The sequence below is a fragment of the Pseudomonas lutea genome (genome assembly GCF_000759445.1).
GTDB lineage: Bacteria > Pseudomonadota > Gammaproteobacteria > Pseudomonadales > Pseudomonadaceae > Aquipseudomonas > Aquipseudomonas lutea.
The window spans coordinates 1,297,266-1,322,482 of record NZ_JRMB01000001.1 but is presented as its reverse complement, the minus strand read 5'-3'; the positions used below and the strand labels follow the sequence as shown (position 1 = coordinate 1,322,482).

General features: G+C 60.6%; 16 protein-coding genes and 2 riboswitches. Of the genes, 11 read left to right on the top strand and 5 right to left on the bottom strand.

Annotated features, from left to right (window positions below):
* Window positions 1-1,763 precede the first annotated feature (1,763 nt).
* The 8 genes from tssL (at window position 1,764) to tssF (ending at window position 12,754) form a co-directional block, all read left to right on the top strand.
* Window positions 1,764-2,408 carry a type VI secretion system protein TssL, short form gene (gene tssL, locus LT42_RS05420; protein ID WP_052075106.1) on the top strand — a complete coding sequence of 215 codons (645 nt, stop codon included), beginning with the start codon at window positions 1,764-1,766 and terminating at the stop codon, window positions 2,406-2,408.
* Between the two features lie 2 nt (window positions 2,409-2,410).
* Window positions 2,411-5,137, top strand: coding sequence for a type VI secretion system Vgr family protein (locus LT42_RS05415; RefSeq protein WP_037010544.1), 2,727 nt, complete (start codon window positions 2,411-2,413; stop codon window positions 5,135-5,137).
* Complete coding sequence (locus LT42_RS05410) at window positions 5,134-7,056, top strand: phospholipase D-like domain-containing protein (RefSeq protein WP_037010542.1); 1,923 nt, start codon at window positions 5,134-5,136, stop codon at window positions 7,054-7,056. Before LT42_RS05415 ends, LT42_RS05410 begins: the two co-directional genes overlap by 4 nt.
* A gap of 89 nt (window positions 7,057-7,145) precedes the next feature.
* A complete protein-coding gene (locus LT42_RS05405; RefSeq protein ID WP_338050482.1) occupies window positions 7,146-8,339 on the top strand; it encodes an SEL1-like repeat protein in 1,194 nt (397 codons plus the stop codon).
* Window positions 8,340-8,386: 47 nt separating this feature from the next.
* On the top strand, window positions 8,387-9,613 hold the full coding sequence (locus LT42_RS05400; RefSeq protein ID WP_152597592.1) for an SEL1-like repeat protein: 1,227 nt from the start codon (window positions 8,387-8,389) through the stop codon (window positions 9,611-9,613).
* Window positions 9,610-10,683, top strand: a complete 1,074-nt coding sequence (locus LT42_RS05395) for a DUF6396 domain-containing protein (RefSeq protein WP_052075102.1) — start codon at window positions 9,610-9,612, stop codon at window positions 10,681-10,683. The genes LT42_RS05400 and LT42_RS05395 overlap by 4 nt, the downstream gene beginning before the upstream one ends.
* On the top strand, window positions 10,680-10,943 hold the full coding sequence (locus tag LT42_RS05390; RefSeq protein WP_037010540.1) for a PAAR domain-containing protein: 264 nt from the start codon (window positions 10,680-10,682) through the stop codon (window positions 10,941-10,943). The genes LT42_RS05395 and LT42_RS05390 overlap by 4 nt, the downstream gene beginning before the upstream one ends.
* Before the next feature lie 44 nt (window positions 10,944-10,987).
* Entirely contained in the window at window positions 10,988-12,754 is a 1,767-nt protein-coding gene (gene tssF / locus LT42_RS05385) for a type VI secretion system baseplate subunit TssF (protein ID WP_037010539.1), read from the top strand.
* A 1,450-nt stretch (window positions 12,755-14,204) separates the two neighbouring features.
* On the opposite strand, the gene metH is transcribed toward tssF, so the two are convergent.
* Window positions 14,205-17,915: a methionine synthase gene (metH, locus tag LT42_RS05380; RefSeq protein ID WP_037010537.1), complete on the bottom strand. Its 3,711-nt coding sequence runs from the start codon at window positions 17,913-17,915 to the stop codon at window positions 14,205-14,207.
* Window positions 17,916-18,439: 524 nt separating this feature from the next.
* On the opposite strand from metH, the gene LT42_RS05375 reads away from it, so the two are divergent.
* Window positions 18,440-19,459, top strand: a complete 1,020-nt coding sequence (locus tag LT42_RS05375) for an acyltransferase family protein (RefSeq protein WP_037010535.1) — start codon at window positions 18,440-18,442, stop codon at window positions 19,457-19,459.
* A 103-nt stretch (window positions 19,460-19,562) separates the two neighbouring features.
* Complete coding sequence (gene nfuA, locus LT42_RS05370; RefSeq protein WP_037010533.1) at window positions 19,563-20,156, top strand: Fe-S biogenesis protein NfuA; 594 nt, start codon at window positions 19,563-19,565, stop codon at window positions 20,154-20,156.
* 846 nt (window positions 20,157-21,002) lie between these two features.
* On the opposite strand, the gene cobM is transcribed toward nfuA, so the two are convergent.
* The 4 genes from cobM to LT42_RS25155 all read right to left on the bottom strand — a co-directional run bounded on the left by cobM (window position 21,003) and on the right by LT42_RS25155 (window position 23,315).
* Entirely contained in the window at window positions 21,003-21,749 is a 747-nt protein-coding gene (cobM, locus tag LT42_RS05365; RefSeq protein WP_037010531.1) for a precorrin-4 C(11)-methyltransferase, read from the bottom strand.
* A gap of 185 nt (window positions 21,750-21,934) precedes the next feature.
* On the bottom strand, window positions 21,935-22,378 hold the full coding sequence (locus LT42_RS05360) for a cobalamin biosynthesis protein (RefSeq protein ID WP_052075099.1): 444 nt from the start codon (window positions 22,376-22,378) through the stop codon (window positions 21,935-21,937).
* Window positions 22,375-23,094, bottom strand: a complete 720-nt coding sequence (locus LT42_RS05355; protein WP_052075097.1) for a CbtA family protein — start codon at window positions 23,092-23,094, stop codon at window positions 22,375-22,377. The genes LT42_RS05360 and LT42_RS05355 overlap by 4 nt, the downstream gene beginning before the upstream one ends.
* Before the next feature lie 11 nt (window positions 23,095-23,105).
* Entirely contained in the window at window positions 23,106-23,315 is a 210-nt protein-coding gene (locus LT42_RS25155; protein WP_081955321.1) for a CbtB domain-containing protein, read from the bottom strand.
* A gap of 98 nt (window positions 23,316-23,413) precedes the next feature.
* A riboswitch (cobalamin riboswitch) is annotated at window positions 23,414-23,644 on the bottom strand.
* 149 nt (window positions 23,645-23,793) lie between these two features.
* Window positions 23,794-24,016, top strand: a riboswitch (cobalamin riboswitch).
* 128 nt (window positions 24,017-24,144) lie between these two features.
* Between LT42_RS25155 and cobW the strand changes: the two genes are divergently transcribed.
* Window positions 24,145-25,215: a cobalamin biosynthesis protein CobW gene (cobW, locus tag LT42_RS05350; RefSeq protein ID WP_037010527.1), complete on the top strand. Its 1,071-nt coding sequence runs from the start codon at window positions 24,145-24,147 to the stop codon at window positions 25,213-25,215.
* The last annotated feature ends 2 nt before the right edge of the window (window positions 25,216-25,217 follow it).

Here is a 25,217-nt window from a genome sequence, read left to right as displayed (position 1 = left end):
TAAAAGGCGATGCAATGCGAAATCACCCCAAAGTCACGAAGTCAGAAAGCCATGTCGATGCCTGGGCCATCATATTTATCGTTGTGCTGGTGGTCGGTGCCGCGGCGTTCTGGATGACTCACCAGTAGCCGCTTTTACAGGTTCACCGTAGCTGCGATAGCCGCCGCGCATTGCGCGTTGGCCCCGGGTGAGCGGTTGTTCGAGCATTGCGCGAAGTCTGCGATTTGACCGGTTTCCGGAGCATTTGTAGGAGCGCGCTTGCCCGCGAAAGGGCCGGTACACCCGACACGTTTTTATCGCCTGGACAATTTTTCGCGGGCAAGCGCGCTCCTACAGAGACCTCGATTCAACCGACGTTTTGCGGCACCCAACCGACGCCGCCGCAGCAACGGGAACCAGGCGACTCAGGCGAATGAGCGGCATGAGTTCCCCGCAGAACCAATCGCCAGCACGGTCGGCGCGGGGCTTGATGAATGAACCGGCTGTCCGAGCATCTGTAGGATCGCGCTTGCCCGCGAACTGGCCGGTACATCCGACCCGTTTTCATCGTCTGGACAATTTTTCGCGGGCAAGCGCGCTCCGACAATGACCTCGATTCAACCGACGTTTTGCGGCACCCAGCCGATGCCGTCGCAGCAACGCGAACCAGGCGACTCAGGCGAATGTGCGGCATGAGTACCCGCAGAACGAATCGCCAGCACGGTCGGCGCGGGGCTTGATGAATGAACCGGCTGTCCGAGCATTTGTAGGAGCGCGCTTGCCCGCGAACAGGCCGGTACATCCGACCCGTTTTCATCGCCTGGACAATTTTTCGCGGGCAAGCGCGCTCCTACAGGGACCTCGATTCAACAGACGATCTGCGATGTGTTTCCGACGCCGTGGCAGCGGCGCGAGACCGCCGAACGAGCTGGCGCGCACGAGCGTTGGACGATGCCGCTTAATGACCGGCTGCTGGAGCATTGTGCGATGCCGTCGAATGAACCGGCTGTCCGAGCATTTGTAGGAGCGCGCTTGCCCGCGAACAGGCCGGTACATCCGACACGTTTTTATAGCCTTGATAATTATTCGCGAGCAAGCGCGCTCCTACAGGATATACAGTGGCTGATTAATTTAAACGTGGCGCGATAAACAGAATGTTTATTGGGGGAAGGCGCGGGTTAACTATGTTTCTTTCGCACATTTATCCTCCGCTGCCACTGTTCCGTTTAAATAACCTCACTTTCAAAGTGCGATGCGTTTCTCATATCTCGTCAGAACATTCTGTGGGAAGCATCCCGATATTTGTAAGAAGTTTCTTGATATTCAAAGGAGGGTAGTATTTTTGTTTTTCAATGATTAGCCTTGGATCTCAACAACAGCGTCGTCGATGCCAATGCGCAACCGCTCTCGGCTTTGAACCCTATGTGTTCCACTCAAGCGCCAGAGTTGCGCTTTCAAGCCCTTGCCGTTGGAGCGAGCGTCACAGTACAGAGCGGCTCACAGAGACACTGACATTCGGTTAGCGATATCTAATGAGCAATCTCCGGTAATCACCTTTCATATCCAGCACCTATAACTCAGGCAATGGCCGGACCCTAAGACATAAGCAAAATACTCGACCCCGTCACAACTCACATCAAGGCCAAGTGCCCTTCGCATTTGACGCAGATTAATCCATGAAACCCGGTCGCGTTGCCCACGTGTGACTTGACCCTCCGAGCCTTTAACTGTTGGCGGTCTTCCTTATGCGCTCAATAAATCATGAACAATGCGGCACCGCGTCAATGAATATAGACCGTGTCTTCCTGGACACTTATCTGTTGGTCATTGATCTGCGTCGCGGTTTGGCAATGTCTGACAGCGTCACGCTGCACCGGACGTGTGTAACGCAGATCGAAGGGGCGCGCAGCACCTTGCAGGCAGCCGGCATGAGCGCGCGCAGCATCGACCTGATCAGCCACGCCCACTGTGCGCTGCTCGATGAAGTGGTGCTCGCCAATGCCCGTGACGCCATCCGGGCCGCGTGGATCACCGAGTCGTTGCAGGCGCGATTTTTCGGACATCACCGGGCGGGTGAAATGCTCCATGAAGAGATGCTTGAGGTCCTGCGCGAGCCTGCGCCGGACATCCATGTGCTGACCTTTTACGCCCGGGTCATGATGTTCGGGTTTCTGGGCCGCCACCGGGGGCTGGACGCCGAAGAGCGCGTGGCGTTGGTGAAGCAGCTGAATGCCCGGGTCGAACCTCTGGACACGGCCCCGCAGTCTCTGTTGATCGATTGCACGGAAGCGTCGGGCGAGCACCTGCAGTGGCTACGTTCTCCGGCGCTGCACCTGGTGGCGGTGGGTGTGGCGCTGGCCGTCTTGTGGTGGACACTTGACCAGTCGCTGGCCCGGTCTGTGGCCGAGCTTGCTCAGGGAGGCCTCTGATCATGGCGCAGCCCCTGCAGACGTTTTTCGACCACAGTCGCCACAAGCTGTACGTCGACGAGCTGGATGCCGACCTCGACGTGCTCACCTTCACGGGAGAAGAGCAGCTCAGCCAGCCGTTCCTGTACACCATCGAATTCACCTCGACGCAGCGGGATATCGGCGCTGCACAGACACTCGGCAAAGACGCGGGATTTACCCTGCACGTCGCAGCACATGTGCGCCCCGGCGCGGTGCGCGGTCTTCCGCTGGCACCGGTCGAGCCGCTACGCGTCGTCCGAGGAGTGGTCACCGGTTTCAAATGCCTGTCCGCTTCCAGGGACGAGGCCCGGTACGAAATCACCCTTGAGCCGCGCATGGCGCTGCTGTCCCGGGGGCATCAGTACCGGCTCTATCAACATTTGTCGGTGCCGGAGATCGTCGAGACCATCCTGCGCGGGCGTCACGGCATGGAGGGGCAGGATTTCCGGTTCAGCCTGGTCCGTGAATACCCCCGGCGAGAGCAGGTCATGCAGTTCGGCGAAAGCGATCTGGCGTTCATCTCCCGACTGCTGGCCGAGGTGGGCATCTGGTTCCGGTTTTCCCATGACCCGCGGCTCAATATCGATGTGATCGAATTCCACGATGACCAACGTCACTATCGATGGCCACAGATCCCGTTGCCGTGCCGCTCGCTGTCAGGTCTGAACAGCGATGACCGGGACGCCGTCTGGCATCTGCAGTCGCACCATTGCGTGGTGGAAAAGCACGTCCACTTCCGTGCCTACGACCCGCGCAACGCCAACGCCTGGCTCGACGGCGAAGTCAACCAGAGCCGCCGCGCCAGCACCACCTATGGCGAGGCCTATCACTTCGCCGAACCCTATACCCTGCTGGGCGATGCACTGAATCAGGACGAAGACCTCGAAAGCGAAAGCGGCTTTTTCTATGCCCGGTTGCGCCACGAGCGTTATTTAAATGCCCAGACGCGTCTGAGCGGCGTCGGCAGCAGCGCAATCCTGGCCCTGGCGCAGATCATCGATGTCACCGGCGACGCCCCCGGCGCATTCAAGCCCGGCGCGGTCATCACACGTCTGAGCCTGCGCGCCGCCCGCGACCGCAGTTTCGAGGTGGCATTCGAGGCCATGCCGTTCAGCGACACCGTGTGCTTCCGGCCCCCGGTGCCGCCCAAACCCAAGCTCGCCGGCACGGTAGCGGCGCGGGTCACCAGCCTGATTGCCAATGACCCGTACAGCCACATCGACAAGACCGGCCGCTACAAGGTCAACTTCCTGTTTGACCGTGACACTTGGGAGGCCGGGGACGAAAGCGCCTGGCTGCGGCTGGCGCGTTCCTACGCCGGTGACACCCATGGCCTGCACCTGCCGCTGATTGCCGGGACGGAAGTCGCCGTCGCCTTTGAACACGGCGACCCGGACCGGCCCTACATTGCCCATGCCCTGCACGACGACCAGCATCCAGACCCGGTGACGCTGGCCGACCGGGACTTTACCCGTAACGTGCTGCGCACGCCGTCCAACAACAAGCTGAGCATGGAAGACGAACGTGGCAAGGAGCACATCAAACTCAGCACCGACCATAGCGGCAAAAGCCAGCTGAACCTCGGGCATCTGGTGGATGCCAGCAAGGCCAGGCGCGGCGAAGGCTTTGAACTGCGTACCGACGGCCGAGGTGCGATTCGCGCTGGTAAAGGGCTGTTCATCAGCGCCGATCAACAGGCCGGGGCGCAAGGTCAGCAGTTGGAGATGGCCGCCGCGATTACCCATCTGCAGGATGCCGTGCAGCAATTGCAAACCCTGTCCACGGATGCCCAGGCGAGCAAGGCCGAGCCCGCCGACGTCGAGGCGCAAGTGGCACTGCTTGAGCAGAACCTCGAACAACTCAAATCGGCCGTAATGTTGCTCAGCGCCCCGCAAGGCATTGCGCTCACCAGCGGCAAGCACCTGCAGCTGGCCGCCCACGACAACGTGATGCTCAACGCTGGCGGCGACACCGACGTCAGCGTGGTCAAGCGCATGTTCATGGGCGTCGGGCGAGGCCTGAGCGTGTTCGTGCGTCAGCTCGGCATCAAGCTGATCGCCAACCAGGGCCCGGTGACCGTGCAGGCACAGAACGACACGCTGGAATTACTGGCGCGCCAGGGCCTGCGCATCACCAGCACCGAGGACGAAATCCACATCGTCGCCAAAAAGAAAATCGTGCTCAACGCCGCCGGCAGTTACCTGACGCTGGAGCAAGGCCTGATCGAATCGGGCACGGCGGGCGACCATCTGCTCAAGGCCGCGAATTTCAACTACATCAAGGGCGCCGCGACCATGGCCGCCGATCACCCTGACTACCCTCCACAACTGACCCGCCAACCTTTACGCCTCAAGTTGGCCGCAACGCCGAACCTTGCCAGCAGCTGGGCCCACATGCCTTACACGCTCTATGCCGATGGCGGAGTGATCAGCCAGGGCGTCATGGACAGCAGCGGGCACATCGACGTGGATCATCAGGTGACGACCCAGGAATACCGGCTGGAGATGGCCAACGGCGTCAGCTACCGGATTCCCGCCGTGACCGCCTACCGCAATCCCGAGCAGGGAAGGCTGGCCAATCAGGGCTTGCAACACCACCGTTCGGCACCCGACACACCGGTCAACCAGCCTGCATCACACAGCGACCATCGCGCGCTGTACGCGGCCGTGTTGAACAACACCCCCGACCAGCCAGAGGACGCCTCATGACACTGCCCGAAATCTTTGGACCTGTCTCGTTTCAAGAAACCGACACGGTCACCTTGTGCGCGCCCTGGTACGTGCAGGAGTCCGAGTACGGGCCAGCGCTGGCGACCTATAAACCGCTGGTCAACGGCAAAGAGACATTCAAGGCCGTGCACGAGGCTATCCAAAAAGCGACTCGCTCGGTGGACATCATCTGCTGGGGCTTTCAGCCGTCGATGTATTTCATTCGCACAGGCGGCAAACACCCCTGTATTGGCGAACTGCTCATGCAAAAGGCCCGAGAGGGCGTTGCGGTAAAAGTGTTGGGCTGGGAGGCGCCGTTCAACACGGCTGGCGGTGCGGGTGAAGCCAATCTGCCGGGCAAGGGGCTCATTTCCTACGACGACCGCGCCCTGCAGCATTCCACCGAGGCCCAGTACGCCTACGACCGTGAGTGGTTCGCCACCTGTTCGATTGCCACCCTGCAGGTGCCGCTGCGCATGAACCACAAGATACCGGCCTACGCCAGTCGCGGCTTCAGTCTGTTCGATCGGGCAGAAATCATTCACCAGGCCAAGTACCACGGCTCCGACCCCAACCTCAGCGTCACCACTCTTGGCGCCCTCGGGATCGCCGTCACCCACCATCAGAAAACCGTGCTGGTGGACTATGAAGCCCCCGAACAGGCGGTGGGTTTCGTCATGGGCCACAACACCCTCGACGAGTACTGGGACACCGACGCGCACTCATCGCGAAACCGCGACCCGGCCACCAAACCCGCGCCCAATGCCGGGCCTCGGGGAGACACACCGCGCCAGGACATCTCCAGCCAGGTCGCCGGGCCGATTCTGGAACACTTGCACCACAATTTTGCGACCGCCTGGTATGACGTGACAGGCGAAGACCTGATGACCCTGCGCAACGCCATGGCGCTGGGCAAACGTTTGAAATGCCCGCCTGACCAGCAGCGGCATTTTGCGCAAATCCTGCGAACTCAGGCCCAGGAAGGCCGCCGCGACATCGAGAAGCTCTACCTGCAAGCGGTGAACAACGCCACGGGCTTCATCTATATCGAGAACCAGTACTTTCGCTGGCCGCCGCTCGCCGAAATGATCAAAAAGGCCGCCATTGCCCAAGCCAAGGGCGGGCGCGACCCCGGTAAACATGGCTCTCTGCACCTGTTCGTGATCACCAATGTCACCGACGACGGCATCGGCAAAGGCACGGTCAACACCCAGCGCATGCTCGACAGCCTGGGGCGCGCGGACACGATGCCGAAAATCACGCGATTGCAGCGCATCGAGGCAGCTAAAGCAGAAGCCGCGGCGCAGGAGCCGGACCTCGGCGAGCTGATCGCCGATCAGGCGATGACCCTTACCACCGAGCTGCTGTCCCTCGGGGCGGCGCTGCTGACTGGCGGCGACAGCGCGATCAGCGAAAAGGCCCGGCAAGCGCGACGCGACGCCGCGCGCTCGGCGCAGTGGCGCATGGCTGCGCTGGAAGAGCAGATCAAGGCCATTCAGGAGGAGGTCATCAAGCCCGAAGAGATTCCCAATTTGAAGGTGCACGTCTGCTCGCTGGTGGCGCCAGACTCACCTCCTGGCAAGTGGATGCCGGTGTACATCCATTCCAAGCTGATGATCGTCGACGACGTCTTCACCACCCATGGCTCGGCCAACATCAACACCCGCAGCATGCAGGTGGATAGCGAACTGAACATCGCCCATGAGTGGGCGGATGAGACTCAGGCGTTGAGGAGGAGGTTGTGGGGGCTGCATACGGCGGGGAAGGGGATGCAGGATGATCCGAAGGCTGCGTTCAAGGCTTGGCAGAAAATCATCAATAAAAATAAGGACCGCCTCGCTGACGAGAACGGTAAGCGACCTTGCGCTCCCCTCGTCGAATTTCATTACGCCTCTTCTAATTTAGTGAACCTCGACTGATGCGCATTTTACTACTCATCGCCTGCCTGGCTCTTGTCGCCTGTGACAACGGCAGAGCGTTAACGCCCTCCCTCGACAAGGACTTCCCGATGAAATCCCTCGCTGCCATCAAGGACAACCTGGCGTTTACCTGCAAGCACGAAGTCATTCCTGCAGCTAATCCTGAAAGTGACGTGCTGTTTAAGTACGCCCGCTGGCTGCAGAAAAACAACCAGCTTAAGCAGGAAACGGAGGTGGACCGTGAGGTCACCCGGCTCTACCGCATTGCCGCAGAAAACGGCCATGTCAAAGCGAACATCAACCTGCAGAACGATAGCCTGCGTGGCAAGCTCAGACTGCAGGACCATGAGCACTTGCGCTTCAGTCAGGCACTGATTGATGCAGACGTGGCGACGGGTTACTACTTCGTGTCGCTATTCCTAAAAAACGGTATTGCCGACCTGAAACAAGACACGGAGATGTCGTTGCGTTATTTGCGCAAGGCTGCTGACGAGGGAAGTGCCCAAGCTCAATACGAGATCGGCGACGCTCTGGCGCCGAGTAGCAGGGCACCAGATGTAGCTCGGCAGATGCGTCGGTGTGCGGCCGAGCAAGGGCATGGTGATGCAGCGCTGGAGCTGGCAGTCAACCTCCAAGGTAGGCGCGAATACGGAGCGGCGTTGGCTGCGTTCCAGATGGGTATCGCCGCAGGGGACGAAACGTCCGCAGGATGGTTGGATGACAGTTTCCGAGGCCCAGAGCCGACAGACGAGTTGGATTACCTTGACTTGCCTAAGGACTTGGAGCGCGCCGAACGCTACAAGACCATCTGGCGAATCCTTGCGAGGTATTCCTACGCCCACCCCAAAGTCCCGGAAATCAACGACATCCTCCCATTGCCACCGGCCAAGCTGCCGCCTTGGGACGGCAAGCTTCAGTGGCTGGAAGCTCGCGAAGCCAACATCCCGCCCGAGAAGCCGTCGCTCGAGCTGATCCAGCGGCTCACCCATGACCTTAAGCTCGACCCTGACACCGGTAAGCCAATGCCGGGCGCCAAAGGTTTCAGCCAGGCGCACCTGTCAGCCGCTCCTTGCGTGGCCGGCTCTGAGTGCCCGGTCAGCGGTTACTGGCAGGTCGTCGAGTACATAACACTGCGCACGTCCGATGGCCACCCGGTCATTCGCCACTTCGAACAGGGCGAGACGTTTCCCGTCGTGCAAATGCAGTACGAAGAGGACCGCATCTGGCCGTTGCCCAGTGCCGTTCGAGTCGGCCCGGTGCGGGTTAGCTGGAGGCTGATATGAGGTCGCGGGCCTGGGTTTTGTATTGCCTCCTTTTGGCAGGATGTGGCGTGTCAGACAGCGAGCGTGGTCAGGGTGCATCCGTCGCGTCACTCGAAGAAATAGAAGTAAACCTGGCCTTCACTTGCAAACACGAAACGCTACCAGCGGCCAGCGCCGACAGCGACGTGCTGTTCAAGTACGCCCGCTGGCTGCAGAAGAACAACCAGCTGAAACAGGACCCAGCGACCGATGTTGAGGTGGGTCTTCTCTATCGCATCGCCGCCGAAAATGGCCATGTCAAAGCCATCATCAATCTGCAAAACGACAGCCTGCGTGGGAAATTCAGACTGCAGGGCCACGAGCACCTTCGCTTCAGTCAGACACTGATCGATGCAGACGTGGCGACGGGTTACTACTTCGTGTCGCTCTTCCTAAAAAACGGTATCGCCGATCTGAAACAAGACACGGAGATGTCATTGCGTTATCTGCGCAAGGCCGCTGATGAGGGAAGCGCGCAGGCTCAATACGAGATTGCAGATGTGCTAGCCCCAAGCGACATCGCTCCAGAGATTGCCGTGCAGATGTATCGCTGTGCCGCAGGCCAGGGCCACGGCGACGCTGCTGTTACATTAGGAGTTGACCGTAAATACTACAAAGAGTATCGAGAAGCGATGGAGGCGTTTCAACTTGGTATCGCTGCGGGAAACGAAAGCTCTTCCAGTTTTTTACGCAATGGTTTTCGAGGCCCAGAACCAACCAATGAACTTTATTACCTAGCGCTGAAGAAGGACCTTGAACGCGCTGAGCGCTACGACAAAATCTGGAGCATCCTCGCTGACTATTCCTACGCCCACCCCAAAATCCCTGAAATTAATGAAATCCTCCCACTGCCACCGGCCAAGCTGCCACCTTGGGACGGCAAGCTTCAGTGGCTGGAAGCGCGCGAAGCCAACATTCCACCCGAGAAGCCGTCGCCCGAGCTGATCCAGCGGCTCACTCATGACCTTAAGCTCGACCCTGACACCGGCAAGCCAATGCCGGGCGCCAAAGGTTTCAGCCAGGCGCACCTGTCAGCGGATCCTTGCGTCGCCCGTTCTGAGTGCCCGGCCAGCGGTTACTGGCAGGTCGTCGAGTATTCAACACTGCGCACGCCCAACGGCCAGCCGGTCATTCGGTATTTCGAGCAGGGCGAAACTTTTCCCGTCGTGGACATGCGTTACGAAGAGGAGCGCATCTGGCCTTTTCCCAGCGCTGTTCGTGTAGGCCCGGTCCGGGTTAGCTGGAGGTTGGTATGAAGTCGCGCGCCTGGATTTTGTCTTGCCTGCTGCTAACAGGATGCGGCGCGCCACACAGCGAGCCTAAGCGCGGTGCATCTGTCGCGTCACTGGAAGAAATAAAGGAAAACCTGGCTTTCACTTGCAGACACGAAACGCTACCCGCGGCCACCGCAGACAGTGACGTGCTGTTCAAGTATGCCCGCTGGCTGCAGAAGAACAACCAGCTGAAACAGGACCCGGCGACCGATGTTGAGGTGGGTCGGCTCTATCGCATCGCCGCCGAGAACGGCCATGTCAAAGCCATTATCAACCTGCAAAACGACAGCCTGCGTGGCAAGTACAGCATCCGAAGCCACGAACACCTGCGGTTCAGTCAGGCACTGGTTGATGCCGATGTCGCGACCGGTTACTACTTCGTGTCGATATTCCTGAAACACGGTATTGCCAATCTTAAGCAGGACGCCGAGATGTCGCGGCGCTACCTGCGCAAGGCGGCCGCTGAGGGAAGCGCACAGGCTCAATATGAAATCGGTGACGCGCTGGCGCCGAGCGATAGGTCGCCGGATGTCGCGCGCCAGATGCGCCGTTGCGCAGCCGCGCAAGGACAGGGAGCTGCTGCGCTCGACTTGGCTATCGATCTACAGACTGAAAAACAATATCGAGAAGCAGTGGATGCATTTCAACTCGGTGTCGCCGCAGGCGATGAGACTTCTGCAAGTTTTCTGCATAAGGGTTTCCGCGGGCCGGATCCGACCAACGAGTTGCATTATCTGGAGTTGGCGGAAGACTTGGAGCGCGCCGAGCGCTATGAGGCCATCTGGAGCATTCTCGCCGACTATTCCTACGCCCACCCCAAAGTCCCCGAAATAAACGACATCCTCCCTCTGCCACCGGCCAAGCTGCCGCCGTGGGACGGCAAGCTGCAATGGCTCGAAGCTCGCGAAGCCAACATCCCACCTGAAAAGCCGTCGGCCGAACTGATCCAGCGCCTGACCCACGACCTGAAACTCGATCCCGCCACGGGCAAGCCGCTGGCGCACGCTCCGTCGCTGACCCAATTACCCACCCCACAAGAGGATTTCACATGAAAGGCATCATCCGCATTGGCGACTCCACCACCGGCGGCGGCACAGTCAAATCCGGCTCCGACTCGATGATATTTGACGGCCTGGGCGCAGCCCGCGTTGGCGACATTGTCGTTTGCCCCCTGCCTGGCCACGGCGCGAACGCTATCGCCGAGGGCAATGCAGGGTTCGGCGATGACGGCGTGCCGGTCGCATTCCACGGTGACCCCTGCACGTGCGGTTGCACATTGATCACCTCGCTGCCGGAAGCGAGCGCGAGCTGAGGACGATGGGTGCTTTCTGAACAATCGAGACAAGGATATCTGCCATGAGCAAGGACAACAAAACACTGGCGTACTTCGACGCCGAGATGCGTTACCTGCATCGAGCTGCATCTGAATTCGCGACGCAGTTTCCCGACCGCGCTGCGGCACTCAACCTGGATAAGCCCGGCGCCATTGACCCGGCCGTTGAGGAGCTGTTCCAGCGCTTTGCGTTTTTGATGGCGCGAACGCGCGAAAAGCTCGACGACGACTTGCCGGAACTGACCGAGGGGTTGATGGGGATGGTGGAGCCGCAGTTTCTGCGCATGATCCCTTCGCTGTCGATCGTCGAGCTCACGCCCGAGATCGACGAGATGAAGACTTGCGAGACCCTGCCCAAAGGTTTCGAGGTGCGCTCGCAACCGGTCGGCTCGCAGCGCACACGCTGCCGCTACACCACCACTCAGGACATGACGCTGCGCGCGCTGGCACTCGATACCGTGCGGGTGGGGCAGCAGCCAAACGGCCAGTCGGTGATCCGTCTGCACTTCTCGCTGGGCAAGTTGATCAGTTGGGAGAATCTGGACCTGCGCAACCTCTCGCTGTACCTGAACGCCAGCCCGGCCCTTGCCGGCGCGCTGCACAGTGCGTTCGCGCTGGATGCCGAAGCGATCTATCTGCACAGCGGGGAGGCTGAGCGCCAGCTGCTCGACGTTCATTTTGCGGCGAAGGGCTTCGGTGACAACGATGTGCTTTGGCCCCAAACCGATAATGCGCTCGGCGGCTTCTCGTTGTTCATGGAGTATTTCAGCCTTCCCGAGAAGTTCATGAACCTCAGGCTCAAGGGCCTGGAGCATGCGCAATTTGACGTCAGTACAAGGGCGTTTGAGCTTGAAGTGGTCCTCAGGAGACCCTGGCCCCATGGATTTGCGCTCAGTGCCGAGCATATCCGTCTGCACACTGTGTCCGTCATCAACCTCTTCGCTCTGGAGGCGGAGCCGGTGACGCTCGACGCTTTGCAGAGCGACTATCCGGTACGTCCGCTGCACTTGGGGGACAGCCACGCGGAAATCTATTCGGTGGACAGCGTCATCGCCTCCAAGGGCTCGGCGCGGCACAAGTACGTGCCTTTCACCCACTTCCAGCACAAGGGCGGGATGATGCCTGGCCAGGCGCCGGAGCGGTACTTCCATACCCGGCTCAAGCGCGCGTCAAGCGGGTCGTCCGTCACGTGGCTGGTGCTGGGTGGCGATGGCTTCGACCTAGACCGCATCAGCCGCGATCAGCGGTTGTCTTTGCAGTTGACTGGCACTGACGGGCGGTTGCCGCGAATGGCACTGGCTGAAACGGTGCTGGACGAGGCCGCGCGCGTGGGCAAACGCACGCTGCGGGTACGAAATCTGTGCGTGCCGACAATGCCCTGCTATCCGCCCGACAGTGACCGCGCCCACTGGAATGTGCTCGGTCATTTGGGGTCGACCTTTTTGCCGATGCTCGAAAGCGCTGAGGTGTTACGTCATACGCTGGCGCTGTACGACTGGACCGGCAGTGAGGTCAACCGTCGCCGGGTGCAGGCGATCACCGAGGTCAGGCATTCTCTGCTTCAGCGCTTTGAAAAAGGGTTTCTGCTGCGGGGGGTGAGCATTCAGGTGACTCTGGAAGCGGAGACCTTTGCCGGGGAAGGCGAGATTTGCGTGTTCGGCGAGGTGCTTAACCGCTTCTTCGCACGGTACGCCGACATCCATCTGTTCAATCAATTGACGTTGATCCTGCAACCGCAGGACAGGCAGTTGCGATGGGCCGAGAATCACAGCGAACGAATCCCCGGCTGAAGCCGTTGCAGCAGCGCGGCGGCCAGTCGAATGAACCACCGGCACAAGACGCGCATGGCTGAATGGATGAACCGTCTGTCCGAGCATTTGTAGGAGCGCGCTTGCCCGCGAAGGGGCAGTACATCCGACGCGTTTTTATCGTCTGGACAATTTTTCGCGGGCAAGCGCGCTCCTACAGGGACCTCGTTTCAACCGACGGTTTGCGGCACCCAGCCGATGCCGTCGCAGCAAAGCGAATCAGGCGAATCAGGCGAATGAGCGCCATGGGTACCCGCAGAATGAATCGTCAGCACGCGCGGCGCGGGGCTTGATGAATGAACCGGCTGTTCGACCATTTGTAGGAGCGCGCTTGCCCGCGAAAGGGCAGTACATCCGACGCGTTTTTATCGTCTGGACAATTTTTCGCGGGCAAGCGCGCTCCTACAGGGACCTCGTTTCAACCGACGGTTTGCGGCACCCAGCCGATGCCGTCGCAGGATCGCGACTCAGGCGAATGAGCCGCATGAGTGCCCGCGAATGAATCGCCGGCACGGTCGGCGCGGGGCTTGATGAATGAACCGTCTGTCCGAGCATTTGTAGGAGCGCGCTTGCCCGCGAAGGGGCAGTACATCCGACGCGTTTTTATCGTCTGGACAATTTTTCGCGGGCAAGCGCGCTCCTACGATGATCTCGATTCAACAGACGGTTTGCGGCGCCCCAACTGACTTCTTCGCAGGAGCGCGAATCAGGCGAATGGGCGGCATGAGTAGCCGCAGAACCAATCGCCGGCAAGGGCGGCGCGGGGCTTGATGAATGAACCGTCTGTTCGACCATTTGTAGGAGCGCGCTTGCCCGCGAAGGGGCAGTACATCCGACGCGTTTTTATCGTCTGGGCAATTTTTCGCGGGCAAGCGCGCTCCTACAATGACCTCCATTCAACCGACGGATTGCGGCATCCAACCGACGCCGTCGCGGCAACGCGAATCAGGCGAATCAGGCGAATGAGCGCCATGGGTACCCGCAGAATGAATCGTCAGCACGCGCGGCGCGGGGCTTGATGAATGAACCGTCTGTTCGACCATTTGTAGGAGCGCGCTTGCCCGCGAAGGGGCAGTACATCCGACGCGTTTTTATCGTCTGGACAATTTTTCGCGGGCAAGCGCGCTCCTACAATGACCTCCATTCACCAACGTTTTGCGGCACCCAGCCGATGCCGTCGCAGCAACGCGAATCAGGCGAATCAGGCGAATGAGCGGCATGAGTGCCCGGGAATGAATCGCCGGCACGGTCGGCGCGGGGCTTGATGGATGAACCGGCTGTCCGAGCATTTGTAGGAGCGCGCTTGCCCGCGAACTGGCCGGTACATCCGACATATTTTTGTCGTCTGTATCGGTTATTCGCGGGCAAGCGCGCTCTTGTGGGTGTGTATTGGCTGAGTGTGTAAACCCAGCCAAACGACCAGGGTCCCGCCTTACTCGTCATACCCCAGATTTGGCGCCAGCCAGCGTTCGGTCACGCGCAGGTCTTGCTGTTTGCGCGCGGTGTAGCTTTCGACCTGGTCCTTGTCTACCTTGCCGACGGCGAAGTATTGCGCCTGCGGATGGGCGAAGTACCAGCCGCTGACCGCCGCGGCCGGGAACATTGCGTAATGCTCGGTAAGGAACACGCCACTGACGCCGGGCTTGCCTTCGCCCTGGGTCGGATCCAGCAGGTCGAACAGCACACCTTTTTCGGTGTGGTCCGGGCAGGCCGGATAGCCCGGGGCAGGGCGGATGCCGGTGTATTGCTCCTTGATCAGCTCGTCGTTGCCCAACTGCTCATCGTGGGCGTAGCCCCAGTACTCCTTGCGCACCTGCTGGTGCAGCCATTCGGCACAGGCTTCGGCCAGCCGGTCGGCGAGGGCCTTGACCATGATGGCGTTGTAATCGTCGCCCTTGTCCTGATACGCCTTCGAGACTTCCTCGGCGCCAATGCCTGCGGTGGTGATGAAGCCACCCACGTAATCGGTCACGCCGCTGCCCGAAGGCGCAACGAAGTCGGCCAGTGAGAAGTTCGGCTTGCCGTCGGTCTTGATGATCTGCTGACGCAGGTGATGCAGTTTGGCCAACGGCGCGCCGTTGTCGTCGAACAGCTGAATGTCGTCGTGATCGACCTGGTTGGCGGGCCAGAAGCCGAACACCGCGCGGCTGCGGATAAGCTTCTCGTCGATCAGCTTGTGCAGCATTTCTTGCGCGTCCTTGAACAGTGAAGTGGCGGCTTCGCCCACGACTTCATCGGTGAGGATGCGCGGGTATTTGCCGGCCAGGTCCCAGGAAATAAAGAACGGCGTCCAGTCGATGTAATCCACCAGCACGTTGAGGTCGATGTCTTCCAGCACTTTTACGCCAGTAAACGTCGGCTTTACCGGCGCGTAAGTGGTCCAGTCGAACTGCGGTTTTTTGGCGATGGCCGCGCCGTAGCTCAAGCGCTCGGTGCGGGCGCTGCGGGCCGAAGTGCGCTCGCGTACCTCGACGTATTCGGCGCGGGTCTTTTCGATGAAACCGGCTTTCAGTTCCTTAGACAGCAACTGCGTGGCCACCCCCACGGCGCGGGACGCATCGGTGACGTAGATCACCGCGTCATTGCTGTACTTGGGCTCGATCTTCACCGCGGTGTGGGCCTTGGACGTGGTGGCGCCACCGATCATCAACGGCAAGTGAAAATCCTGACGTTGCATCTCGCGGGCCACGTGAACCATTTCGTCCAGCGACGGCGTGATCAAGCCGGACAGCCCGATGATGTCGCACTTTTGCTCGCGGGCGACTTGCAGAATCTTCTCTGCCGGCACCATCACGCCCAAGTCAACGATGTCGTAGCCGTTGCAGCCCAGCACCACACCCACGATGTTCTTGCCGATGTCGTGGACGTCGCCCTTGACGGTCGCCATGAGTATCTTGCCCTTGGCTTCCGGCTTGTCGCCTTTTTCCGCTTCGATGAACGGAATCAAATGCGCCACGGCCTGTTTCATCACACGGGCCGATTTAACCACTTGCGGCAGGAACATCTTGCCCGAGCCGAACAGGTCGCCGACCACGTTCATCCCCGCCATCAGCGGGCCTTCAATGACTTCGATCGGGCGCTTGAACGATTGGCGCGACAGCTCGGTGTCTTCGACGATGTGGGTGGTGATGCCCTTGACCAGTGCGTGCTTGAGCCGCTCGTTGACTTCCCAGCCGCGCCATTCTTCGGTTTCCGCTTCCTTGACCGAGCCGTCGCCCTTGTACTTGTCGGCGATGGCCAGCAGCGCGTCGGTGCCGTCCGGGTTGCGGTTGAGCACCACGTCTTCCACCGCTTCGCGCAGTTCCGCCGGTATCTGGTCGTAGATCTCAAGCTGGCCCGCGTTGACGATGCCCATGGTCAAGCCGTTGCGGATCGCGTGCAGCAGGAACACCGAGTGAATCGCCTCACGCACCGGGTTGTTGCCGCGGAACGAGAACGACACGTTGGACACGCCGCCCGAGGTCAGCGCATACGGCAGCTCGTCGCGGATGTAGGCGCAAGCATTGATGAAGTCCACGGCGTAGTTGTTGTGCTCTTCGATGCCGGTGGCGATGGCGAAGATGTTCGGGTCGAAGATGATGTCTTCCGGCGGGAAGCCCACTTCGTTGACCAGGATGTCGTAGGAGCGCTTGCAGATTTCCTTCTTGCGCGCTTCGGTGTCGGCCTGGCCGGCTTCGTCGAACGCCATGACCACCACGGCTGCGCCATAGCGCTTGCACAGTCTGGCGTGGTGAATGAACTGCTCGACGCCTTCTTTCATGCTGATCGAGTTGACGATGCCCTTGCCCTGGATGCACTTGAGGCCGGCTTCGATGACTTCCCACTTCGAGGAGTCGATCATGATCGGCACGCGGGAGATGTCAGGTTCACCGGCGATCAGGTTGAGGAAGGTCACCATGGCCTTCTTCGAATCCAGCATGCCCTCGTCCATGTTGATGTCGATCACCTGCGCGCCGGCTTCGACCTGCTGCAGGGCGACTTCCAGGGCCTCGGTGTAATTGTCTTCACGGATCAGGCGGGCGAAGCGGGCGGAACCGGTAATGTTGGTGCGCTCGCCGACGTTGACGAACAGCGAGCTGCGATCAATGGTGAACGGCTCCAGGCCGGACAAACGGCAGGCCTTGGGAATGTCCGGGATCGGGCGCGGCGCATAGGGTGCAACGGCGTTGGCGATGGCCTTGATGTGCGCCGGCGTGGTGCCGCAGCAACCCCCCACGATGTTTAAAAAGCCGCTCTGAGCGAACTCTTCCACCACCTTCGCCATCTCGGCCGGGGCTTCGTCGTATTCACCGAACTCGTTTGGCAGGCCGGCGTTAGGGTGTGCGGAAACATGGGTTTCAGCTTTATTGGACAGCTCTTCCAGGTACGGGCGCAGTTCGCTGGCGCCCAGCGCGCAGTTGAGGCCCACGGAAATCGGCTTGGCGTGGCGCACCGAGTTCCAGAATGCTTCGGTGGTCTGGCCCGACAGGGTGCGGCCCGAAGCGTCGGTGATGGTGCCGGAAATCATGATTGGCAGCTCGAAGCCCAGCTCGTCGAAAACGCCCTGAACGGCAAAGATCGCCGCTTTCGCGTTGAGGGTGTCGAAAATGGTTTCGATGAGGATCATGTCCGCACCGCCTTCGATCAGGCCTTTGGTGGCCTCGGTGTAGTTCTCCACCAGTTCATCGAACGTGACGTTGCGGTAGCCAGGGTTGTTGACGTCCGGCGACAGCGAGCAGGTGCGGCTGGTCGGACCCAGCACGCCGGCGACAAAACGCGGCTTGTCGGGGGTTTCCAGGGTCTTGGCATCGGCCACCTGACGCGCCAGTCGCGCGCCTTCGACGTTCAGCTCGTACACCAGCGCTTCCATGCCGTAGTCGGCCTGGGACACTTGAGTGGCGTTGAAGGTGTTGGTTTCGAGGATGTCAGCGCCGGCGTCCAGGTATTCCTTCTCGATCGCGCCGATCACGTCCGGTCGGGTCAGGATCAGCAGGTCGTTGTTGCCTTTGACGTCGCTGGGCCAGTCGGCGAAGCGCTTGCCACGGTAGTCTTCTTCCTCCAGCCGATAGCTCTGGATCATCGTGCCCATGCCGCCGTCGAGAATCAGGATCCGCTGTTGAAGAGCCTGCTGAAGTGCTTGAAGACGCGCGTTGCGATCTGACATGGACGTTACCCGGATGAAGAAGTACGAAAATAAGTGGCGCTGAAAAGTGCGAAATAATAGCAAACCTGTACGGATTTAAATCACTTCGGGTTTTACATGAATTTTGCTCATGTTGCCGGTCGACTCCCAGCCGGCAACTGCCAACTGCCAACTGCCAACTGCCAACAGCCAACTGCCAAGTGCCGTTTGCCGATCAACGCACTAGCCGCCGTCCCACGTCCCGTAGGAGCCGGCTTGCTGGCGAACCCCTCGTTCCAGCCACCCTTCACGCAACCTGCCCGGCCTTTTTCGCCAGCAAGCCGGCTCCTACGGATTCGGGAGAAACCAGCGTGCCCCACACCACCGCGGAGGCTGACCGAAACGCTAAAACCCTTATAAAACATGGCGCGCAGCCATTATGCAGCCTGTCAGTGCTGCCGAACCTTTTTGCAACTTTCGAAGTCGGACGTGATGAGTCGCTCTTCGAGCCAGCCCTGCTTGAGTGCCTGGCCGAAGGTCAATCCAGACGAAGCAAGAGGTTGCAGATGTTGATTTCGGTTCAAGCCCTGCGGGCACTCGCCGCATGGGCCGTTGTGTGTCACCACTTCATGCAGATTTTTTTCGACTTCCATCCGAGTGGGCCTGTCGGCCGCTTTTTCACTGAGAAAGGCGCCGTGGGCGTCGACATCTTTTTCGTCATCAGCGGTCTGGTCATCTACCTGTCAACGGTCGACCGGGACATTCCGGCCGGTCGATTCATGCTCAACCGCGTCATCCGCATCGTTCCGGCCTATTGGCTTTACACGCTGGTGATGGGCCTGCTGGTTGTGGTGGCCCAACCATTGCTGCCGCACCAGGTGGTCGACTGGCAAAGCTTCATCCTGTCGCTGCTGTTTATCCCGTCAGAAAACCCGGGCGGTTACGGCCTCTATCCCACTCTCAATGTCGGGTGGACTCTTAACTATGAAATGCTCTTCTACGTGCTGTTCTCGCTGGTCTTCCTGTTTCAGCAACGACTGCGACCACTGATTCTTGGCGCGGCGCTGTTCGCCATCACCGATGTGTTGGGCCGCTCAGGACTGGTCAGTCGGTTCTACGCCAATGACATCGTGTATGAGTTCCTGCTCGGCATCTTCGTGGGCATCGTGTACCGCCGCGGATGGATCGGCGAGCGGCTGTGGCTGCCATTGCTGGCGATCGGCGCTGCGTTGTTCGCCATTGATAACCTGCAACCGGCGCCGCGCATCATTAACTGGGGGCTGCCGAGCGCGGTAATCGTTGTGGCATGTATTTCTCTCGAACCCTATCTGCGCAACTACCGCCTGCTCAAAGTCATGGGCGATTGTTCCTACTCGGTGTACCTGCTCCACGTGCTGGTGCTGTATGCCGGCTGGCTGGCCAGCGAACGCTATGGTCTTAACCCGTATGGAGTTTTCGCGGTCTGTGTGCCGGTCATCGCGCTGGGTGCATGGCTGAGCTACGAATGGATCGAGAAGGGCTTGTATCGACGCATGAAGGGCTGGCTCGACGAGAGAAGGGCGAACCGGGACGCAGCGTTGTCCTGATCGATGCGGCAGGTGTCAGGGCCTTTACCCGACTAAAACACTAGGGCTTTGTCAGGCGCTGTTGATTGGCGTAAACTGCGTCCCACGTCTGCGAGGAATTTTCATGACCGCTATTACGATTACTGATGCCGCCCACGATTACCTGGCCGATCTGCTTGAAAAGCAGAACACCCCGGGCATCGGCATCCGCGTGTTTATTACCCAGCCTGGCACCCAATACGCTGAAACCTGCATTGCCTATTGCAAGCCGGGTGAAGAAAAACCTGAAGACACGGCCATCGGCCTGAAGAGCTTTACCGCGTGGATCGACGCGTTCAGTGAAGCGTTTCTGGACGACGCGGTTGTCGACTACGCCACTGATCGCATGGGCGGCCAGCTGACCATCAAGGCGCCAAACGCCAAAGTCCCGATGGTCAATGCCGACAGCCCGATCAACGAGCGCATCAATTATTACCTGCAAACCGAGATCAATCCGGGTCTGGCCAGCCATGGCGGGCAGGTCACCCTGATCGAAGTGGTGGAAGAAGACGACGCCAATGTCGCGATTCTTCAATTCGGTGGCGGTTGCCAGGGCTGCGGCCAGGCCGACGTGACGCTCAAGGAAGGTATCGAGCGCACCCTGCTGGAACGCATACCCGAGTTGACCGGCGTACGCGACGTGACCGACCACACGCAGAAAGAAAACGCGTATTACTGAGCAAGAGCGTGTTGCAAGCCAAGCCCCGACTGGTTCGGGGCTTTTTTGTGGGCGGAAGGTAGCTCCGGTCATTGCAGGAGCGCGCTTGCCCGCGAACGCGATGGGCCAGCGATAAAAATGTCGCTGCTGAAAGTCGTTCGCGGGCAAGCGCGCTCCTACAGGGCATTTACGGCGTTCGCATGAGTTGTGGTGGACGCCAAATTCGCAGTAGCCGGCTTGCTGGCGAAAGCGGTGTGTCAGGCAAGCAGGGTGCTGGCTGTGACGGCGCCTTCGCGGGCAAGCGCGCTCCTACAGGGGATTTACGGCGTTCGTATGATTTGTGGTGGACGCCAAATTCGTAAGAGCCGGCTTGCTGGCGAAAGCGGTGTGTCAGGCAAGCAGGGTGCTGGCTGTGGCGGCGCCTTCGCGGGCAAGCGCGCTCCTACAGGGGATTTACGGCGTTCGTATGATTTGTGGTGGACGCCAAATTCGTAGGAGCCGGCTTGCTGGCGAAAGCGGTGTGTCAGGCAAGCAGGGTGCTGGCTGTGGCGGCGCCTTCGCGGGCAAGCGCGCTCGTACAGGGGATTTACGGCGTTCGCATGATTTGTGGTGGACGCCAAATTCGTAGGAGCCGGCTTGCTGGCGAAAGCGGTGTGTCAGGCAAGCAGGGTGCGGGCTGTGGCGGCGCCTTCGCGGGCAAGCGCGCTCGTACAGGGGATTTACGGCGTTCGCATGATTTGTGGTGGAAGCAAAATCGTAGGAGCCGGCTTGCTGGCGAAAGTGTAAAACCAGGCGATAGGTTCATCGCTGACCTATCCGGTTCGCCAGCAAGCCGGTCCTTCAGAATTCCACGTTTGCGGCGAGGATTTACGGCCTGAACAGGTGAGCATGCCCAGCCTGGTACAGCGATGACTCGCTGAAGACGTCATTGTCCAAAACCCGGCCCACGAGAATCAGCGCGGTGCGTCGGAAGCCTTTGACGCGGACCTTTTCCTCAATATCCGCCAGGGTCCCGGTAACCCAGTCCTGATCCGGCCAGCTGGCCCTATGCACCACGGCAATCGGGCAGTCCGTGCCGTAGTGGGGGGTCAGTTCTGCGACGATCTTGCCCAGGTTATTTACCCCCAGATGAATCGCCATGGTCGCGCAATGGCGTGCCAGCTCGCCGAGGGATTCACCGTCGGGCATGTCGGTCTTGTCGGCGTAGCGGGTCAGAATCACGGTCTGGGAAATGTCCGGCAGCGTCAGCTCGGTGCCCAGCAGGGCAGCGCACGCAGCGGTGGCGGTGACGCCGGGAATGATCTCGAAGGGGATCTGCAAGTCGCGCAGGCAGCGGATCTGTTCGCCGATGGCGCCATAGAGGCTGGGGTCGCCAGAATGGACACGCGCAACATCCTGACCTTGTGCATGAGCAGATTTCATCAAATCGATGATCTGCTCCAGATGCAGCGAGGCGCTGTTGGTCACCTGAACGGCCTGATGCCCCTCCAGCACCGCTTCGGGCACCAGCGAGCCTGCATAGATAATCACCGGGCAAGTACGAATCAGCCGCTGGCCTTTGACAGTGATCAGGTCCGGGTCGCCGGGGCCGGCGCCGATGAAATAAACGGTCATAGAGTGTCCTGAATGGAATTTAGTACGCGCAGCTTCATTGGATGCGTCGCCGCCCCGCAAATGTACTCAGCCCTGAGTGATTCGGTCGTCTGCACTCATTCTGCTTCAGTGGGACCGGCTTCAGCCGGGAAGAGGCCAGTGTGTACACCCCCAAATTCGCAGTGTGACGCCTGACGCTTTCCCCGCTAAACCCAGTCCTCCGGGCTTTGGCCCGCCAATGCGAACGTCGCTTGCGCGCCTTTACGGCGCGGGATAATCAGCGTCGCTGGGAAGCCTGACAACCGCTCCGCCATTGCCAGCGCAGCGCTTTCCGCCACGCCGTAGCAACCGGTGCGTTCAAAGGCGATGTCCGAGCGATGAGTCAGCGAGGGCTCGTAAGCAGCAAGGTCGCTGGCGCTGAAAAACGCGACCGTTAACTGCAGTGCGTCAGCCAGTTCGCGAAGGCCAGGCTCATCGGCTTTGGTGTCGATGGAGGCGAGGGCGGTGACATCGCGCAACGCAAGCCCATGTTCGCTCAAACACGCCTCCATCAACTGCCGCAGTGCCGATGCCGAACAGCCGCGCTGACAGCCCAGACCCACCACCCGCACCGGCCGAGCCCCCCGCTGTCTGTCGCCCGCCGGACTCACAAGGCGGGATTCAGGCCGCTGTGGGTCGCGCCTGGCTCACTGCGACGAAACAGCCAGGCGCTGATCCAACCCAGCGCGACCCAGAACGCAGCGTTGGTCAGCAGCGATGCGAGCTTGAACTGCGTTTGCAGGGCTTCCAGCGCGAGGGCCGAGTGCACCGCTGGCTGGGGAGCGCCTACGAGGTGCGGCACCACCAGAATCAATGCGCCCAGCGCTTTGAGCAGCCAATGCCGGGCGAACACCATCAGTGCCAGGCCGACCGCAGTGGACGCTGCAGTGCTCACCCACCAGATCTGCCGTTGCGTGAGGTCCGCGGCCACAGTGCCGGGCAGCTCTGGCGGCAGTCCGAGGGTGGGCGCTACCACAAACACCGCGTAGCCCGCCAAGCCCCACAGGACGCCTTCACGAGCACTGGCTGGCGCGCGCAGGGTATACAGCGCCGCCAGCATCAATGCAAAACCCACTGCCACCACCAGATTGCCGCCGGCGGTAGAAAGCACGCGCTGCCAGCCGTTTTCCGGTTCCCATGCCTCGGCGTCATGAACATGGCCGGCCGAGGTGCCGTCAGCGTGCTCATGTGCCTGGACCGCCGCAGGCTTTTCCCAGGTTTCCGCCTGCAGAATCAGCGGTGCAACCCAGAAGCTTTGCAGCAGCGTCAGCAGCAGGGCCGCCAGCAGCCCGGTGAATCCGGCTGTTTGCGCGATTCGTTTGAACATGGCGGCAGGCCTCAATGGCAAGGGAAAGCAGAGCTGTGGCGGGTGTCGTGAGCAGCGTTATGCACGGCATCGATATGAGAGAAGCCGGCGAAATAGACCAGGAACGCGCCGAGCAGCATCGCGCCCGCGGCGGCGACGAGACGCTGGCTTTGCGTAGCCGTGACGGTTGTTGCCGGGGCAGGAGCGGTTGTTGCAGTCGGGCGGGGTGTACTGATGGACATGGCGCTTCCCTCTGAAGTCATTCAGCGGACGGAAAGGCGCAAAGAAACCGCAGGCAATTGCCGACAGTGACGCAACAGCGCCCGCCCACCGCGGGTTTGTTATGTGTCGTTGTCGGGCCGGTCTCCGGGCTCGCGAGGGGCGCACGCAGCAACCTTCACTGCGTCAGTGCCTGCAAGCGCCACCTTCCCATGTCGTCACCGACACAGTGGATTTGACGCTTCGCTCGCTTACCGTTGCGGGGGCAGCACCGGACTTGCGCACCCGAAGGTCTGCGCGCACCGGTTTCCCGTTTCACCCTGTGAAGGGCACCCGTAACAAGGCGTGTAGGAGACCATGGGGGCCGCACCCCGTCAATCAGCCCGTCAACCGGTCGCTTGATCCGCCCGGTAACGGCGGCGTCGGCACGTCCGGTCGTCGTGCAGTCCACGGCACCGGCAATTGACGCACAGCGGCGATTGACCCGCCTGCGGTCACTGCGTAGCCTTGCGCACTTGAGGTTCGCAGGCTGCCTGCTTGATGGGCGCCGGCGCTAAGAAGGGAATGCGGTCACATGCCGCAGCTGCCCCCGCAACTGTAAACGGACAGCGTCATTGCACAGCCACTGCGCGAGCGGGAAGGCGCGATGAATAGCCGTCGCCGATCACAGCATCAGCGAACGGCCGCCGTGAGCCAGGAGACCTGCCTCGAATCGGACTGCCTGTCAGCAGCCGGAGCATTTCACTACAACCGGGCGGGGTGATCCGGTGGCGAATCGAACTGCGCGCCTGCGTCTGCCGGCCCTGCGCTGTTTTCGTCCTCGTTGCCCTGCCGCACGCCTGAGGGCAACCGATGAAAACACTGGCCAAACTCCCCGTCACCATCGTCACCGGCTTTCTCGGCTCGGGCAAAACCACCTTGCTGCGGCACATGCTCGACAATGCCGAGGGCCGGCGTATCGCGGTCATCGTCAACGAATTCGGCGAGCTGGGCATCGACGGCGACATCCTCAAGCAGTGCACCATCGGTTGCACCGAGGAAGAAGCCCTTGGCCGGGTGTACGAACTGGCCAACGGCTGCCTGTGCTGCACCGTTCAGGAAGAATTCTTCCCGGTGATGCAGGAGTTGGTTGCCCGTCGCGGCGACCTCGACCACATCCTGATCGAAACCTCGGGGCTGGCGCTGCCCAAGCCGCTGGTCCAGGCCTTTCAATGGCCGGAAATCCGCAACGCCTGCACCGTCGACGCCGTGATCACCGTGGTCGACAGCCCGGCGGTGCTGGCCGGCACGTTCGCGGCGTTCCCGGATCAGGTTGATGCCCAGCGCAAGCTGGACCCGAACCTGGACCACGAATCGCCGCTGCACGAGCTGTTCGCGGATCAGTTGGCGAGTGCTGACCTGGTCGTTCTCAACAAGGCTGACATGCTCGATGCCGCTGCACTGGCTGCAGTGCGTGCCGAGGTGACCGAAGAGCTGCCGCCTGCGGTGAAAGTCGTCGAGGCCAGCAAGGGCCAGTTGCCGATCAGCGTGTTGCTGGGCCTGGGTGCCGAGTCCGAGCTGCACATTGATGGCCGCAAGACCCATCACGATCACCATGAAGGCGATGACGCTGACGATCACGACCATGATGCGTTTGACTCGATCTCGATCAACTTGCCCCAGGCGGATGAATCGCTGTTGCTCGACGCGCTGACTCAGGCGGTTGTGCAGCACGGCATCTTGCGCGTCAAGGGCTTTGCCGCCATCCCTGGCAAGCCGATGCGCTTGCTGGTTCAAGGCGTCGGCACACGCTTCGACAAGCACTTTGATCGCGCCTGGAAGACCGACGAAGTCCGCGAAACCAGGCTGGTGCTGATCGGCCAGGAACTCGACGCCGCTGTGCTTGAAGCGCAGTTGCGCGCGGCGCTCGGAACGCAGGGCTAACC

Bases quoted from the DNA above. Each gene is read 5' to 3' on its own strand.
- tssL (WP_052075106.1), top strand. From the start codon at position 1,764: ATGAATATAGACCGTGTCTTCCTGGACACTTATCTGTTGGTCATTGAT.
- LT42_RS05415 (WP_037010544.1), top strand. From the start codon at position 2,411: ATGGCGCAGCCCCTGCAGACGTTTTTCGACCACAGTCGCCACAAGCTG.
- LT42_RS05410 (WP_037010542.1), top strand. From the start codon at position 5,134: ATGACACTGCCCGAAATCTTTGGACCTGTCTCGTTTCAAGAAACCGAC.
- LT42_RS05405 (WP_338050482.1), top strand. From the start codon at position 7,146: ATGAAATCCCTCGCTGCCATCAAGGACAACCTGGCGTTTACCTGCAAG.
- LT42_RS05395 (WP_052075102.1), top strand. From the start codon at position 9,610: ATGAAGTCGCGCGCCTGGATTTTGTCTTGCCTGCTGCTAACAGGATGC.
- LT42_RS05390 (WP_037010540.1), top strand. From the start codon at position 10,680: ATGAAAGGCATCATCCGCATTGGCGACTCCACCACCGGCGGCGGCACA.
- tssF (WP_037010539.1), top strand. From the start codon at position 10,988: ATGAGCAAGGACAACAAAACACTGGCGTACTTCGACGCCGAGATGCGT.
- metH (WP_037010537.1), bottom strand. From the start codon at position 17,915: ATGTCAGATCGCAACGCGCGTCTTCAAGCACTTCAGCAGGCTCTTCAA.
- LT42_RS05375 (WP_037010535.1), top strand. From the start codon at position 18,440: ATGTTGATTTCGGTTCAAGCCCTGCGGGCACTCGCCGCATGGGCCGTT.
- nfuA (WP_037010533.1), top strand. From the start codon at position 19,563: ATGACCGCTATTACGATTACTGATGCCGCCCACGATTACCTGGCCGAT.
- cobM (WP_037010531.1), bottom strand. From the start codon at position 21,749: ATGACCGTTTATTTCATCGGCGCCGGCCCCGGCGACCCGGACCTGATC.
- LT42_RS05355 (WP_052075097.1), bottom strand. From the start codon at position 23,094: ATGTTCAAACGAATCGCGCAAACAGCCGGATTCACCGGGCTGCTGGCG.
- LT42_RS25155 (WP_081955321.1), bottom strand. From the start codon at position 23,315: ATGTCCATCAGTACACCCCGCCCGACTGCAACAACCGCTCCTGCCCCG.
- cobW (WP_037010527.1), top strand. From the start codon at position 24,145: ATGAAAACACTGGCCAAACTCCCCGTCACCATCGTCACCGGCTTTCTC.